This is a genomic window from Streptococcus oralis (assembly GCF_026782375.1).
Taxonomy (GTDB): Bacteria; Bacillota; Bacilli; order Lactobacillales; family Streptococcaceae; genus Streptococcus; species Streptococcus oralis_CL.
Map to the genome: position 1 here is coordinate 144,438 of NZ_JAKUWJ010000001.1, position 15,374 is coordinate 159,811.

18 protein-coding genes are annotated in these 15,374 nt (G+C 42.9%); 16 read left to right on the forward strand and 2 right to left on the reverse strand.

Going from position 1 to position 15,374, the window contains the following annotated elements:
- Positions 1 to 35: 35 nt before the first annotated feature.
- Entirely contained in the window at positions 36 to 1,055 is a 1,020-nt protein-coding gene (gene galE / locus MK409_RS00665) for a UDP-glucose 4-epimerase GalE (RefSeq protein WP_268704972.1), read from the forward strand.
- Position 1,056: 1 nt separating this feature from the next.
- Positions 1,057 to 2,022, forward strand: a complete 966-nt coding sequence (locus MK409_RS00670) for a glycosyltransferase family 2 protein (RefSeq protein WP_268704973.1) — start codon at positions 1,057 to 1,059, stop codon at positions 2,020 to 2,022.
- 75 nt (positions 2,023 to 2,097) lie between these two features.
- On the opposite strand, the gene MK409_RS00675 is transcribed toward MK409_RS00670, so the two are convergent.
- The gene (locus MK409_RS00675) at positions 2,098 to 2,301 is read right to left on the reverse strand and encodes a ferredoxin (RefSeq protein ID WP_002874767.1); all 204 of its coding nucleotides are present in this window, start codon (positions 2,299 to 2,301) and stop codon (positions 2,098 to 2,100) included.
- 45 nt (positions 2,302 to 2,346) lie between these two features.
- Here MK409_RS00675 and MK409_RS00680 point away from each other — a divergent pair, with 45 nt between their 5' ends.
- The 9 genes from MK409_RS00680 (at position 2,347) to whiA (ending at position 9,406) form a co-directional block, all read left to right on the forward strand.
- Positions 2,347 to 2,853 (forward strand): SAG1386/EF1546 family surface-associated protein, encoded by a 507-nt coding sequence (locus tag MK409_RS00680; protein ID WP_268704974.1) that lies wholly within the window; start codon positions 2,347 to 2,349, stop codon positions 2,851 to 2,853.
- A 9-nt stretch (positions 2,854 to 2,862) separates the two neighbouring features.
- Complete coding sequence (cmk, locus tag MK409_RS00685; RefSeq protein WP_268704975.1) at positions 2,863 to 3,537, forward strand: (d)CMP kinase; 675 nt, start codon at positions 2,863 to 2,865, stop codon at positions 3,535 to 3,537.
- Positions 3,538 to 3,655: 118 nt separating this feature from the next.
- A complete protein-coding gene (locus MK409_RS00690; RefSeq protein WP_268704976.1) occupies positions 3,656 to 4,162 on the forward strand; it encodes a dihydrofolate reductase in 507 nt (168 codons plus the stop codon).
- 201 nt (positions 4,163 to 4,363) lie between these two features.
- Positions 4,364 to 5,596: an ATP-dependent Clp protease ATP-binding subunit ClpX gene (gene clpX / locus MK409_RS00695; RefSeq protein WP_002874765.1), complete on the forward strand. Its 1,233-nt coding sequence runs from the start codon at positions 4,364 to 4,366 to the stop codon at positions 5,594 to 5,596.
- 8 nt (positions 5,597 to 5,604) lie between these two features.
- Entirely contained in the window at positions 5,605 to 6,192 is a 588-nt protein-coding gene (yihA, locus tag MK409_RS00700; RefSeq protein WP_268704977.1) for a ribosome biogenesis GTP-binding protein YihA/YsxC, read from the forward strand.
- Positions 6,193 to 6,201: 9 nt separating this feature from the next.
- A complete protein-coding gene (locus MK409_RS00705) occupies positions 6,202 to 6,582 on the forward strand; it encodes a RidA family protein (RefSeq protein WP_001140420.1) in 381 nt (126 codons plus the stop codon).
- 51 nt (positions 6,583 to 6,633) lie between these two features.
- The gene (gene rapZ / locus MK409_RS00710; RefSeq protein ID WP_000163039.1) at positions 6,634 to 7,524 is read left to right on the forward strand and encodes an RNase adapter RapZ; all 891 of its coding nucleotides are present in this window, start codon (positions 6,634 to 6,636) and stop codon (positions 7,522 to 7,524) included.
- Entirely contained in the window at positions 7,521 to 8,498 is a 978-nt protein-coding gene (locus MK409_RS00715) for a YvcK family protein (RefSeq protein WP_268704978.1), read from the forward strand. The genes rapZ and MK409_RS00715 overlap by 4 nt, the downstream gene beginning before the upstream one ends.
- Positions 8,495 to 9,406, forward strand: a complete 912-nt coding sequence (gene whiA, locus MK409_RS00720) for a DNA-binding protein WhiA (RefSeq protein WP_268704979.1) — start codon at positions 8,495 to 8,497, stop codon at positions 9,404 to 9,406. The genes MK409_RS00715 and whiA overlap by 4 nt, the downstream gene beginning before the upstream one ends.
- A gap of 449 nt (positions 9,407 to 9,855) precedes the next feature.
- Here the strand turns inward: whiA and MK409_RS00725 are convergent, their stop codons facing one another.
- A complete protein-coding gene (locus tag MK409_RS00725) occupies positions 9,856 to 10,824 on the reverse strand; it encodes an NAD(P)/FAD-dependent oxidoreductase (RefSeq protein WP_268704980.1) in 969 nt (322 codons plus the stop codon).
- 136 nt (positions 10,825 to 10,960) lie between these two features.
- On the opposite strand from MK409_RS00725, the gene cdaA reads away from it, so the two are divergent.
- From cdaA to MK409_RS00750, 5 genes are all read left to right on the forward strand, one after another.
- Positions 10,961 to 11,818, forward strand: a complete 858-nt coding sequence (cdaA, locus tag MK409_RS00730; protein ID WP_001011082.1) for a diadenylate cyclase CdaA — start codon at positions 10,961 to 10,963, stop codon at positions 11,816 to 11,818.
- Complete coding sequence (locus tag MK409_RS00735) at positions 11,805 to 12,602, forward strand: YbbR-like domain-containing protein (RefSeq protein ID WP_061586680.1); 798 nt, start codon at positions 11,805 to 11,807, stop codon at positions 12,600 to 12,602. Before cdaA ends, MK409_RS00735 begins: the two co-directional genes overlap by 14 nt.
- Before the next feature lie 28 nt (positions 12,603 to 12,630).
- A complete protein-coding gene (glmM, locus tag MK409_RS00740) occupies positions 12,631 to 13,983 on the forward strand; it encodes a phosphoglucosamine mutase (RefSeq protein WP_268704981.1) in 1,353 nt (450 codons plus the stop codon).
- Positions 13,984 to 14,057: 74 nt separating this feature from the next.
- Complete coding sequence (locus MK409_RS00745) at positions 14,058 to 14,432, forward strand: DUF1149 family protein (RefSeq protein ID WP_001050092.1); 375 nt, start codon at positions 14,058 to 14,060, stop codon at positions 14,430 to 14,432.
- Between the two features lie 2 nt (positions 14,433 to 14,434).
- Complete coding sequence (locus tag MK409_RS00750; protein ID WP_049479516.1) at positions 14,435 to 15,283, forward strand: DegV family protein; 849 nt, start codon at positions 14,435 to 14,437, stop codon at positions 15,281 to 15,283.
- Positions 15,284 to 15,374: the final 91 nt, after the last annotated feature.

Genomic DNA, 15,374 nt, shown 5'->3' on the forward strand with positions numbered 1-15,374 from the left:
ATAAGAAAAAATAATCCGAGAATCGAGGAAAAAAGATGCAAGAAAAGATTTTGGTAACTGGTGGTGCTGGATTTATCGGAACCCACACTGTTATTGAGTTGATCCAAGCAGGTCATCAAGTGGTTGTGGTGGATAATCTTGTCAATAGCAATCGTAAAAGTTTAGAAGTTGTTGAAAGAATCACAGGAGTTGAGATTCCTTTTTATGAGGCAGATATCCGTGATACTGATACTCTCAGAGATATTTTCAAGCAGGAAGAACCGACTGGTGTGATTCACTTTGCTGGTTTGAAGGCTGTTGGCGAATCAACCCGTATCCCTCTTGCCTACTATGATAACAATATCGCAGGAACTGTCAGCCTTTTGAAAGCTATGGAAGAAAATAATTGTAAGAACATCATCTTCAGTTCTTCGGCGACAGTTTACGGAGATCCTCACACTGTTCCAATCTTGGAAGATTTCCCACTTTCAGTGACCAATCCATACGGTCGTACCAAGCTCATGTTAGAGGAAATTTTGACCGATATCTACAAGGCAGACTCAGAATGGAATGTGGTCTTGCTTCGTTACTTTAATCCAATCGGAGCGCATGAAAGTGGAGACTTGGGAGAAAATCCTAACGGAATTCCAAACAATCTCTTGCCTTATGTTTCCCAAGTAGCAGTGGGCAAACTAGAACAAGTACAAGTTTTTGGAGATGATTACGATACAGAAGATGGGACTGGTGTTCGTGACTATATCCATGTTGTCGATTTAGCTAAAGGTCACGTTGCAGCTTTGAAAAAACTTCAAAAAGGTTCAGGTCTAAACGTTTATAACCTTGGAACTGGTAAAGGTTACTCCGTTCTTGAAATTATCCAAAACATGGAAAAAGCAGTGGGACGTCCTATTCCTTACCGCATCGTAGAACGCCGCCAAGGTGATATCGCTGCCTGCTACTCAGACCCAGCAAAAGCCAAAGCAGAGCTCGGATGGGAAGCAGAACTCGACATCACCCAAATGTGTGAAGACGCATGGCGTTGGCAAAGCAAGCATCCAAATGGATTTGAAGACTAAGATGATGATTTCAATCATTGTCCCTTGTCTAAACGAAGAGGAAGTACTTCCTCTTTTTTATCAGTATGTGGAAGCTCTGCTCCCTGACTTGGGAGCAGAAGTCGAATACGTCTTTGTGGACGATGGCTCAATCGATGGGACCCTGCAGCTTTTGAAGACCTATCGGGAGCAGAATCCTGCGGTCCGTTATGTCTCATTCTCACGAAATTTTGGGAAAGAGGCAGCCTTATACGCAGGCTTGCAGCATGCAACTGGAGACTTGGTGGTCGTGATGGATGCAGACCTTCAGGATCCTCCTAGTATGCTACTTGAGATGAAAGCCTTACTAGACCAAAATGCAGACTTGGACTGTGTTGGGACACGGAGAACTAGTCGGGAGGGAGAACCCTTTTTCCGCAGTTTCTGTGCTGACCTCTTTTACCGCCTCATGCAAAAAATTAGCCCAGTGGCCTTGCCCTCAGGTGTCCGTGATTTTCGCATGATGAGAAGGTCTGTGGTAGATGCTATTTTAACACTGACCGAGTCCAATCGTTTTTCTAAAGGACTCTTTGCCTGGGTGGGTTTTAAAACGCACTATCTTGATTATGCAAACGTTGAACGACAGGCTGGCAAGACCAGTTGGAGTTTTAGACAACTCTTTTTCTACTCGATTGAAGGGATTCTTAACTTTTCAGATTTCCCCTTGAGTATAGCCTTTGTAGCGGGACTTCTATCTTGTTTTCTTTCGTTTGTGATGACATTTTTTGTAGTGTTTCGGACTCTTATCCTGGGAAATCCGACATCTGGTTGGACCTCTTTGATGGCTGTCATTCTTTTTCTTGGAGGGATTCAGCTCCTGACAATTGGGATTCTCGGTAAGTATATCAGTAAGATTTATCTAGAGACCAAAAAAAGACCACTCTATCTCGTCAAAGAAAAGAGTGACCTTTCTATTATTGAAGGAAAAAATAACCAAAAAAGACTATAATTTTACCTAGAAATATGCTAAACTAGTAAGTGTGGGAAAAATGAGAAAAAATCAATAACATTCATTCCCTGCTTCCTACGATGGATCTTTTAGAAGTGCTCTTGTAGGACAATTTTTGATGGCCTCCAGAACATCGCTGGTCTCAGCGATTTCTCTTTGCAATTCGACTGGATCATCGTAAAATCGAACGATTCCATTATCATGGTAATCAAAGAGTTCAGAATAAGTTTGGCAAAGCCCGCAGGCGATGCACCGTTCGGGTATAAGTGTGACTTTCATGTTTATATTGTAATAAGAAAATGTAAAAAAAACAAGGAGTAAGGTATGGAAAAAGAACCGTGGCAAGAAGATATCTACGAAAACAATGAGGAAGAAACAAGATCAGAGCGTCGACACCGGAAACAAAAAGGGGAAGGCGTTGTTGCGAATCGTGCCTTGACAGTTCTAGCTAGCCTCTTCTTTGTAATTGTTGTAGCGATGGTAGTTGTATTGATTTATCTATCAACCGGAGGAAGCAATCGTACTTCATCTTTGAAGGATTTCTATGATGCATCGTCTCCTTCTACAAGTTCAAGTTCTAAAGTGGAAGCATCATCATCTTCAAGTAGCAAGGTAGAGGAAACAGCTTCTTCTGAATCAACACCTTCAGAGAGCAGTTCGGAAGAACATACAGAGGGTGAAGGAACAATGACAGTACAGCCTGGAGAGGGAGAAGCAGCTCTTGCTCAACGTGCAGGGATTTCCATTGCCCAGCTAGAGGCTCTAAATCCTTCTCACATGTCATCTGGATCTTGGTTTGCCAACCCAGGTGATGTGATTAAGACAAGATAGGAGTCGGTCATGAAGACAATTCAAATTGCTATCGATGGTCCAGCTTCGAGTGGTAAGAGTACGGTCGCAAAGCTTGTCGCTAAGGATTTTGGTTATACTTATCTCGATACGGGTGCTATGTATCGTGCCGCGACTTATATAGCGCTCAAACACCAGTTGAATGCAGGAAATGTAGATCAACTTCTCGAGCTTCTTAACCAACACCCCATTAGTTTTGGACGTTCAGAAACAGGTGAGCAACTTGTTTTTGTAGGGGATGTTGATATTACGCATCCGATTCGTGAAAATGAAGTGACCAACAAGGTTTCAAGCATTGCTGCCATTCCTGAGGTACGTGAGAAACTGGTTTCGCTCCAGCAAGAGATTGCTCAGCAAGGTGGTATCGTCATGGATGGGCGTGATATCGGGACAGTTGTTTTACCACAAGCTGAACTCAAGATTTTCCTAGTGGCTTCTGTTGAAGAAAGAGCAGAGCGTCGTTACAAGGAAAATATTGCTAAAGGGATTGAGACTGACTTGGAAACGCTGAAAGAAGAGATTGCTGCGCGTGACTACAAGGATAGTCACCGTGAAACCTCACCTCTCAAACAGGCTGAGGATGCGGTTTACCTTGACACAACTGGACTAAGTATCCAAGAAGTGGTCGAAAAAATCGAATCAGAAGCAAAAAAATATATGTCCTAGGGACGAGAGGAGCAGGCTAAATGAAGCCTGCTCCTTTTCTCTCTTTTGCGCGCGTTTCAAAACAGCCTTTTTGGGAGAATTTTGATAAAATAGTAGTATCAATAAAAAGGACGGAAGCATGACAAAGAAAATCATAGCCATTTGGGCCCAAGATGAAAAAGGTGTGATTGGGAAGGAAGATCGTCTCCCTTGGCATTTGCCAGCAGAGTTGCAACATTTTAAGGAAACAACTTTAAATCATGCTATACTGATGGGACGAGTGACCTTTGATGGTATGGGACGTCGTCTGCTTCCAAAACGGCAAACCCTGATTTTAACGCGCAATAGCGAAGAAGTCATAGATGGGGCGCTCGTATTTCAAAATGTGGAGTCTGTTTTAGCGTGGTATCAGAGTCAGGAAAAAAATCTCTATATCATTGGCGGAAAGCAGATTTTTCAGGCTTTTGAGCCTTATTTAGATAAAATTATCGTGACGCAGATTCATGCTCAGGTAGAGGGAGATACCTATTTTCCTGAGGAGTTTGACTTGTCTCGTTTTGAGACAGTTGCAAGCAAATCTTACACCCGAGATGAGAAAAACGACTATGATTTTACCATCGAATACCGAGATAGAAAGGAAGTCTAATGGAGCGCAGTATATTTGGATTTTTTACAGCTTTTTTGTGTGTGATCTGTATTTTGACTGGAGCACAGGCTTTTCGTAAGAAGCGCTATGGACTGTCTGCCTTACTCTGGTTGAATGCTTTTACCAATCTGGTAAACAGTGTCCACGCTTTTTATATGACCTTATTTTAGATAGAATGATAAATTAGATTGGAAGGAAATCATGCCTACAAATAGGAAAAATGATATGATGGTTTATTGCTCATTTTGTGGCAAAAGCCAAGAAGAAGTAAAGAAAATAATCGCTGGGAACAATGCTTTTATCTGTAATGAATGTGTGGAGTTGGCCCAGGAAATCATTCGGGAGGAGTTGGCCGAGGAAGTTTTGGCAGACTTGTCTGAAGTACCAAAACCAATCGAACTCCTCAATATCCTAAATCACTATGTGATTGGTCAAGATCGTGCCAAACGTGCCTTGGCAGTGGCTGTATACAATCACTATAAACGCATCAATTTCCACGATACGCGTGAAGAGTCAGAAGATGTGGATTTGCAGAAGTCAAACATCTTGATGATTGGTCCAACTGGTTCTGGGAAAACCTTCTTGGCTCAGACTTTGGCTAAGAGCTTGAACGTGCCTTTCGCTATTGCAGATGCGACGGCTCTGACTGAGGCTGGGTATGTGGGTGAGGACGTGGAAAATATCCTCCTCAAACTCTTGCAGGCTGCTGACTTTAACATCGAACGTGCAGAGCGTGGAATTATCTACGTGGATGAAATTGACAAGATTGCCAAGAAGAGCGAGAACGTGTCTATCACACGTGACGTTTCGGGTGAAGGAGTGCAACAAGCCCTTCTCAAGATTATCGAGGGAACTGTTGCTAGCGTGCCACCTCAAGGTGGACGCAAACATCCACAACAAGAGATGATTCAGGTGGATACCAAGAATATCCTCTTTATCGTGGGTGGTGCTTTTGATGGCATCGAAGAAATCGTCAAACAACGTCTGGGAGAAAAAGTCATCGGTTTTGGCCAAAATAACAAGGCGATTGACGAAAACAGCTCCTACATGCAAGAAATCATCGCTGAAGATATTCAAAAATTTGGGATTATCCCTGAGTTGATTGGACGCTTGCCTGTCTTCGCTGCTCTTGAGCAATTGACGGTCGATGACTTGGTTCGCATCTTGAAAGAGCCAAGAAATGCCTTGGTGAAACAATACCAAACCTTGCTTTCTTATGATGATGTTGAGTTGGAATTTGACGACGAAGCTCTTCAGGAAATCGCCAATAAGGCTATTGAACGCAAAACTGGTGCGCGTGGTCTTCGCTCAATTATCGAAGAAACCATGCTAGATGTTATGTTTGAAGTGCCAAGTCAAGAAAATGTGAAATTGGTCCGCATCACAAAAGAAGCTGTCGATGGAACGGAAAAACCCATCCTAGAAACAGCCTAGAGGTGACTATGGAAATCAATACACATAATGCTGAAATCTTGCTCAGTGCGGCAAACAAGTCTCACTATCCGCAGGATGACCTGCCAGAGATTGCCCTTGCAGGGCGTTCAAATGTTGGCAAGTCTAGCTTTATCAACACTATGCTGAACCGCAAGAATTTGGCTCGTACATCGGGGAAACCTGGGAAGACCCAGTTACTCAACTTCTTCAACATTGATGACAAGATGCGTTTTGTGGATGTACCGGGTTATGGGTATGCCCGCGTTTCCAAAAAGGAACGTGAAAAGTGGGGGCGCATGATTGAGGAGTACCTGACAAGTCGTGAAAATCTCCGTGCGGTTGTCAGTCTGGTGGATCTCCGCCACGACCCGTCAGCAGATGATGTGCAGATGTACGAATTTCTCAAGTATTATGAGATTCCGGTTATCATTGTTGCGACCAAGGCGGACAAGATTCCTCGTGGTAAATGGAACAAGCATGAATCAGCAATCAAAAAGAAATTAAACTTTGACCCAAGTGACGACTTCATCCTCTTTTCATCTGTCAGCAAGGCAGGGATGGATCAGGCTTGGGATGCAATATTAGAAAAATTGTGAGGGAAAGAAATGGCAAAAACAATTCATACAGACAAAGCTCCAAAAGCAATCGGACCATATGTTCAAGGAAAAATCGTTGGTAATCTTTTGTTTGCGAGCGGTCAAGTCCCCCTATCTCCTGAAACTGGAGAAATTGTAGGAGAAACGATCCAAGAACAGACAGAACAAGTCTTGAAAAATATCGGTGCTATTTTGGCTGAAGCAGGAACAGACTTTGACCATGTTGTCAAAACAACTTGCTTCTTGAGCGATATGAATGACTTTGTTCCTTTTAACGAGGTTTACCAGACTGCCTTTAAAGAGGAATTTCCAGCTCGTTCAGCTGTAGAGGTTGCACGTCTTCCTCGTGATGTAAAAGTCGAAATTGAAGTGATCGCAGAGATTGGATAAGCTAGTTGAAGTTTGGCTCTGCCAAACTTTTTTTGATATAAGGAGAGATAGATGACAAAGAAACAACTTCACCTGGTGATTGTGACAGGGATGAGTGGTGCAGGGAAAACGGTAGCCATTCAGTCCTTCGAGGATTTGGGATATTTCACTATTGACAATATGCCACCAGCCCTCTTGCCAAAGTTTTTGCAGTTGGTAGAGACCAAGGATGATGACCATAAGTTAGCCCTAGTAGTCGATATGCGGAGCCGTTCCTTCTTTTCAGAGATTCAGGCCGTTTTGGATGAATTGGAAAACCAAGACGATTTGGATTTCAAAATTCTCTTTTTAGACGCCGCAGATAAGGAATTGGTGGCACGCTATAAGGAAACTAGAAGAAGTCACCCTCTAGCTGCTGATGGTCGGATTTTAGATGGCATCAAGCTGGAACGTGAACTCTTAGCACCTTTGAAAAATATGAGTCAAAATGTGGTGGATACGACAGAACTCACTCCGCGTGAACTGCGTAAAACCATTGCTGAGCAATTTTCAGACCAAGAACAAGCCCAGTCTTTCCGTATCGAGGTCATGTCTTTTGGCTTTAAATATGGAATCCCAATCGATGCAGACTTGGTCTTTGATGTCCGTTTCTTGCCAAATCCATACTACCTTCCGGAACTCCGCAATCAGACAGGTGAGGATCAAGCAGTTTATGACTATGTGATGAATCATGAAGAGTCTGAAAGTTTCTATCAGCACTTACTCGCCTTGATTGAGCCCATTTTGCCAAGTTACAAAAAAGAAGGCAAGTCTGTTTTAACTATCGCAGTAGGTTGTACAGGTGGACAGCACCGTAGTGTTGCCTTTGCCAAACGAATTGCTGAGGACCTTGCTAAAAACTGGCCTGTCAATGAAAGCCATCGTGACAAAGACAGAAGAAAGGAAACGGTAAACCGTTCATGAGAAAACCAAAGATAACGGTAATTGGTGGAGGAACTGGTATCCCCGTCATTTTGAAAAGCTTGCGAGAAAAGGATGTTGATATCGCAGCCATCGTAACGGTAGCTGATGATGGTGGCTCTTCTGGTGAGCTAAGAAAGAATATCCAACAGCTGACACCACCAGGCGATCTTCGCAATGTCCTGGTAGCCATGTCGGATATGCCTAAGTTTTATGAGAAGGTTTTTCAGTACCGTTTCTCAGAAGAGGCTGGAGCTTTTGCGGGTCATCCACTGGGGAATATCATCATAGCAGGGCTCTCTGAAATGCAAGGGTCCACTTACAATGCAATGCAGCTGCTAAGTCTCTTTTTCCACACAACAGGAAAAATCTACCCCTCAAGCGATCAGCCTTTGACACTGCATGCAGTCTTTAGAGACGGTTCTGAGGTGGCAGGTGAGAGCCACATTGCAGATCATCCAGGCATGATCGACCATGTCTATGTGACCAATACCTTGGATGATGAAACACCGCAAGCCAGCCGTCGAGTAGTCAATACCATTCTCGAGAGTGATATGATTGTCTTGGGGCCTGGTTCCCTCTTTACATCGATTTTGCCGAATATTGTCATTGAGGAGATTGGGCAGGCTCTCTTGGATACTAAGGCTGAGATCGCCTATGTCTGCAATATCATGACCCAGCGTGGGGAAACAGAGCACTTTTCAGACAGTGACCACGTGGAAGTCCTCCATCGACACTTAGGTCGGCCATTTATTGATACGGTCTTGGTTAATATCGAAAAGGTTCCTAGAGAATACATGGATACCAACCGTTTTGATGAATATTTGGTTCAGGTAGAGCATGATTTTGCTGGTCTTTGCAAGCAGGTCCCTCGTGTGATTTCATCCAACTTCCTTCGTTTGGAAAATGGAGGAGCCTTCCATGATGGCGATTTGATTGTAGATGAATTGATGCGCATTATACAGGTGAGAAAATGAGTTTCACAGTAGCAGTAAAAGAAGAAATTCTTGGTCAACACCATCTCAGTCGTTATGAACTATCGGCCATTATCAAGATGTCTGGCAGTATTGGTCTCTCGACTTCGGGCTTGACCCTGTCTGTTGTGACTGAAAATGCCAAGTTAGCTCGGCACCTCTATGAGTCCTTTCTCCATTTTTATGAAATCAAGTCAGAGATTCGTCACCATCAGAGAAGCAATCTTCGCAAGAACCGTGTCTATACGGTCTATACTGACGAGAGGGTGCAGGAGCTTTTAGCTGATTTGCGGCTTGCGGATTCCTTCTTTGGTTTGGAGACAGGCATCGATCCTGATATTTTAGCAGATGAAGAAGCAGGTCGTGCTTACTTATGTGGGGCCTTTCTGGCAAATGGTAGCATTCGAGATCCTGAGTCTGGCAAATACCAGTTGGAGATTAGTTCTGTTTATCTGGACCACGCCCAAGGACTGGCCTCTCTCCTCCAGCAATTTTTACTGGATGCCAAGGTTATTGAGCGCAAGAAAGGTGCAGTTACCTATCTCCAGCGTGCAGAGGACATCATGGATTTCTTGATTGTGATTGGAGCCATGCAGGCGCGTGATAATTTTGAGCGCGTCAAGATTTTGCGTGAAACCCGTAACGATCTCAATCGCGCCAATAACGCTGAAACAGCCAATATTGCTCGGACAGTTTCTGCCAGCATGAAAACCATCAATAATATCAGTAAAATCAAAGATAGAATGGGCTTGGAAAATTTACCAGTGGATTTGCAGGAGGTGGCTCGCTTGCGGATCCAACACCCAGACTACTCTATCCAGCAGTTGGCAGATAGCCTGAGCAATCCCCTGACCAAAAGTGGTGTCAACCACAGACTGAGAAAAATAAACAAGATTGCAGAAGAACTATGAAGAGAGCACATAAGATAAGCGGATTTTAAGCTTCTATATGTGCTTACGGGTATGAATTTGATAAAGAAGGGTGTACTCATGTTTTGAATTCTGGGGATATGAAAATAGTTGTAAAACCCCTTAATTCTTGGTACAATAGAACTAAATAAGTAGGTAGTAGTTTACGAGTGAAAACGTGGTATAGAACCTTTGAAAGAAGATGGATTTAGCGAGGATACACTGAGTATAGTAGTATCTAGCTATTGAAGCTTGTGCTATTATCAAGACGACGGTTGAAATCCGTTCACCTATAATGATTAGCCTCAATTTAATGTTGGGGCTTTTGTCTTAATTCAGTCTTTTTTTTCTACAATCAAATTAGCCTTTATAATATTTCTAGAGGATTTACACGTTGCGAATAATATAATTCCATTATAAAACCACGGATTAGTAAATCCGTGGTTCTTTTCTTATAAACTGGTTGAGTGTTTGGGTTGTACTTTTTGGTCAGGGTCGATGTAGTTGATAGCATTGTTGACGGCAGTAGGTGCTTCCCCCAGTCCTGTAGCGATCAAATCAATCTTACCTTCATAGTGGCAGCAGTCTCCGATAGCATAGATACCTGCTTGGCTAGATTCTTGCTTGCTATTGACGATAATCTTATGACGGTTGAGATCTAGACCCCAGTTTTTAAGATTTCCGACAGAGGACTTGAAGCCGTAGTTGACAAAGAGGTGGTCTACCTCAATCGTTTCGGCTTCATCAGATTTGACTTTGGTGATTTCCAGTTTATCGAGTGTTTTTCCATCTCCAAGGAGTTGGCTAGGAACGAATGGTGTCTTGATAGTCACAGATGATGCTTGCAGGGCTTGCACACTGTGTTCTAAGGCGCGGAAGTTATCTCGACGGTGAACGAGAGTAGTTGGGGCAATTTTTTCGAAAGCCAATGCCCAGTCAACTGCTGAGTCCCCTCCACCAAGGATGGTCACTTTCTTACCAGCGTATTGCTGGATATTGGCAACGTGGTAGTGGATATTTTCATAGTTTTCGACGCCATCTAATTCGAGGGGACGAGGTTTAAAGGCACCACCACCCATGGCAATGATGACTGTTTTGGTCAGGTGGCTTCCCTTGTTTGTTATGATGGTAAAACCTTGATCTTGTTTCTCTATTTCAAGAACAGTTTCGTTGAGGTGAACAGGTGTGTCAAAGCCGTTTAGCTGTTCAATCAAACGATTGGTTAACTCTTCTCCAGTTAGATTTGGGAAACCAGGAACATCAAGGATTTGCTTTTCAGGATAGAGGATGGCAGGCTGACCACCGAGTTGGGGAAGAGAGTCGATGATTTGGACTTTGGCTTGGCGTAGGTGGGCGTAAAAGGCAGCAAAGAGGCCGACAGGACCGCCACCTACAATGGTAATATCATAGAGTTGAGACATGATTTCTCCTTCGTTTTTTCTAGTCAGTTTATTTTATCATAATTTTGCTTAATTTAAAATGAAGTAGGATGGGGAAAAAATGAGTAGAAAATGGTATAATAGTACGGAAAGTGTTTTGACAGGGAGGAGGCCAGGGATGAATTTTCAACAATTATCCAATTTGCAATACTGGACGAGTTTGTTTTCAAGTCCTTGGACGATAGTCATCAATCTGATTGATATTTTGATTGTGACTTATATTTTGTATCATTTTACTAAAGCGATTGCAGGGACTAAAATCATGATATTGGTTCGGGGAGTTTTGGTCTTTATTCTAGGTCAGATTCTGTCCAATATGATTGGCTTAACGACCATTTCATGGTTGATCAATCAGATTATCACCTACGGGGTCATCGCTGCGGTGGTTATCTTCTCACCAGAGATTCGGACTGGTTTGGAGAGATTGGGTCGAGCTACTGATTTCTTCTACAATGCCCCTATTAGTGCAGAAGAGCAAATGGTTCGTGCCTTTGTCAAATCAGTCGAGTACATGAGTCCGCGTAAGATAGGTGCTCTGGTTGCTGTTCAGCGAGTGAGAACCTTGCAGGAATATATCTCTACTGGAATTCCTCTAGATGCGAAAATCTCATCCGAGTTATTGATTAATATCTTTATCCCCAATACTCCCTTGCACGATGGTGCGGTCATTGTCAGAGAAGACCGGATTGCCGTAACTTCAGCCTACCTACCCCTGACTGAAAATACAGGAATTTCCAAGGAGTTTGGGACACGCCACAGGGCGGCGATTGGTTTGTCAGAAGTATCGGATGCTCTTACCTTTGTGGTTTCTGAGGAAACAGGTGGAATCTCAATCACCTATAATGGAGTCTTTAAGCATGATTTGACCTTGGAAGAGTTTGAATCGGAGTTAAGAAGAATCTTGCTTCCAGCATCAGAGGAAAAACAAGGTTTGAAAGAGCGTTTGCTAGGAGGATTGAAACATGAGAAAAAATAGCCTTTATATTATTTCTTCCTTCTTTTTCGCCTGCATCCTCTTTATCTATGCGACTTCTACAAACTATCAGAATAGCAATAGTGCCAGACAGGTGAGGACAGAAACCTACACCAACACGGTCCTTAATGTCCCAATCGATATTCAGTATGACAGTGATCAGTACTTTATTAGTGGTTTTACATCTGAAGTGACCGTCTTTCTGACTGGGTCAAACAGAGTTGCTTTGGCGAGTGAGATGCAGGAAAGCACTCGAAAATTCAAGGTCAAAGCTGACTTAACCAATGCCAGTGTAGGGACCATTGAAGTTCCTCTAACCATTGAAAATTTACCGAGTGGTTTGACGGCTGTTGCAACTCCGCAAAAGATAACAGTCAAGGTCGGTAAAAAAGCAAAACGAGACAATGTAATCGTTGTGCCGGAGATTGACCCTAGTCAGATTGATTCTCGTGTGAAAATTGATACAGTCACTGTGTCAGATGAAAAAGTAACGGTTATTAGTGACGAGGAAACTCTCTCTAGAGTAGATCGTGTCATTGCCATCTTGCCAACGAGTGAACGGATAACAGGTAACTACTCAGCCTCTGTTCCACTACAAGCAGTTGATAAAAATGGGAATGTCTTGCCAAGCGTCATTATGCCATTTGACACTACAATGAAAATTACAACCAAAACAGTATCGTCTAGCTCGAGTTCTTCATCAACGACCTCGTCAACAGGGTCCTCGACTAGCAGTTCGTCTTCAACGAGTTCAGAAACAAAACCAGACTCGTCTAAACAAGAATAAAAAATAATAGAAAAGGATGATTAACAAAATGGGTAAATATTTTGGGACCGATGGAGTCCGTGGAGAAGCAAACGTAGAACTGACGCCAGAATTGGCCTTTAAATTGGGACGTTTTGGTGGTTATGTTCTTAGCCAACATGAAACGGAAGCCCCTAAAGTCTTTGTAGGACGTGATACACGTATCTCAGGAGAAATGTTAGAATCTGCCTTGGTGGCAGGTCTTCTATCAGTAGGAATTCACGTCTACAAACTCGGTGTCCTTGCAACACCAGCAGTAGCATACTTGGTCAAAACTGAGGGAGCCAGTGCAGGTGTCATGATTTCCGCTAGTCACAACCCAGCCCTTGATAATGGAATTAAATTCTTTGGTGGGGATGGTTTCAAACTTGATGATGAAAAAGAAGCAGAAATCGAAGCCTTGCTTGATGCTACAGAAGACACTCTTCCTCGTCCAAGTGCCGAAGGATTGGGAACCTTAGTGGACTATCCAGAAGGCTTGCGTAAGTATGAAGGCTACCTTGTTTCAACTGGAACTCCTCTTGAAGGGATGAAAGTTGCCTTGGATACTGCCAACGGTGCAGCAGCTACGAGTGCTCGTCAGATTTTTGCTGATTTAGGTGCTCAGTTGACAGTTATCGGTGAGACACCAGATGGTCTTAATATCAACTTGAATGTTGGTTCAACACACCCAGAATCTCTTCAAGAACTAGTCAAAGAAAGCCAGTCAGCTATTGGTTTGGCCTTTGACGGAGACAGTGACCGCTTGATTGCTGTTGATGAAAATGGTGACATCGTCGATGGTGATAAGATCATGTACATCATCGGGAAATATCTTTCTGAAAAAGGACAGTTGGCTCAAAACACCATCGTGACAACGGTTATGTCTAACCTTGGCTTCCATAAGGCCTTGGAAAGTGCTGGCATTAACAAGGCAGTCACTGCTGTTGGTGATCGCTATGTCGTTGAAGAAATGAGAAAATCAGGCTACAACCTTGGTGGTGAACAATCAGGCCACGTTATCTTGATGGATTACAATACAACTGGTGATGGTCAATTATCAGCTGTCCAATTGACCAAAATCATGAAAGAAACAGGCAAGAGCTTGTCTCAACTAGCATCAGAAGTGATGATTTACCCACAAAAACTGGTCAATATCCGAGTGGAAAATGCCATGAAAGAAAAAGCCATGGAAGTACCAGCTATCAAATCAATCATCGAAAAGATGGAAGAAGAGATGGCAGGGAACGGCCGTATCCTTGTTCGCCCAAGTGGAACAGAACCCCTCTTGCGTGTCATGGCAGAAGCCCCAACAACAGAAGAAGTCAACTACTATGTCGATACGATTGCTGCTGTGGTTAAAGATGAAATCGGAATTGACTAAGGCCTAGAAAAACTAGATGAAATGATAAAAATGTGGTACAATTGCATAGTAAATTGTAGCAATGGGAGAGAAAAATGAATCTTAAAAGAGAACAAGAATTTGTTAGCCAGTATCACTTTGATGCTCGTAACTTTGAATGGGAAAATGAAAATGGCGCTCCTGAAACCAAGGTAGACGTGAACTTTCAGTTACTCCAACATGACCAAGAAAACCAAGTAACTTCGCTAGTTGTTATCTTGAGTTTCATGATTGTCTTTGACAAATTTGTCATCAGCGGGACGATTTCCCAAGTGAACCACGTGGAAGGCCGTATTGTCAACGAACCAAGCGAATTTAACCAAGAAGAAGTCGAAACCTTGGCACGTCCATGCTTGAACATGCTCAACCGTTTGACTTATGAAGTAACAGAAATTGCCTTGGATCTTCCAGGGATCAATTTGGAGTTTTAGTCATGAAATTAGCTGTCATTACAGATTCTTCAGCCTATTTAGAGGAGAAGACGCTGCAAAGAGAGAATCTATTTATCTTGGATATTCCTGTCAATATCGATGGAGAGGAGTATGTTGAAGGTGTCAATCTAACTGCTGAGGAATTTTATCAAAAGATGACTCAGTCTGCAGAATTGCCTAAGACCAGTCAACCAAGTATTGCCAAATTGGATGAGATTCTAAGCTCCTTGAAAGAAGAGGGATATACCCATGTCTTGGGACTCTTTCTTTCGTCAGGGATTTCAGGTTTTTATCAGAATATCCAATATATGGTGGACGAGTATGAAGGTTTGACCATTGCTTTTCCTGACACTCATATCACAAGTGCTCCTCTAGGATTTATGGTAGAGAGTGCCTTTGAATGGGCAGAACAAGGCGATGATTTTGCCCAGATTCAGGAGAAATTGGCTATCCAAATCGCTGATAATTCAGCCTTTATCATAGTAGATGACCTCGATCACTTGGTTAAGGGAGGACGTCTGTCAAATGGGGCAGCCATCCTAGGGAATCTTCTCAGTATCAAGCCTATTCTTTACTTTAATGACCAAGGTGTGATTGAGGTTTATGAAAAAGTTCGTACAGAGAAAAAAGCAATCAAACGTTTGGTGGAAATCATCAAAGAGTTGACAAAAGATGGGGACTACCGTATTACAGTCATTCATGGTAATGCACCTCAGAAGGCGGCAGATTTGCGTCATCTCTTGATTGAGAGTGGTGTGAATTCTGAGATTCCAATTGTCAGCTTTGGTAGTGTCATTGGGACCCACCTTGGAGAAGGTAGTATCGCCTTGAGCTATACACCAATCGTCTAAATTGTTCTTACAGGTTTTGTATCTTAGAAATTAAACACAGACTACCTGCCTCTTGAAAAAAGATGCCTGTCTTGCCTTTCATGGAAAGTCA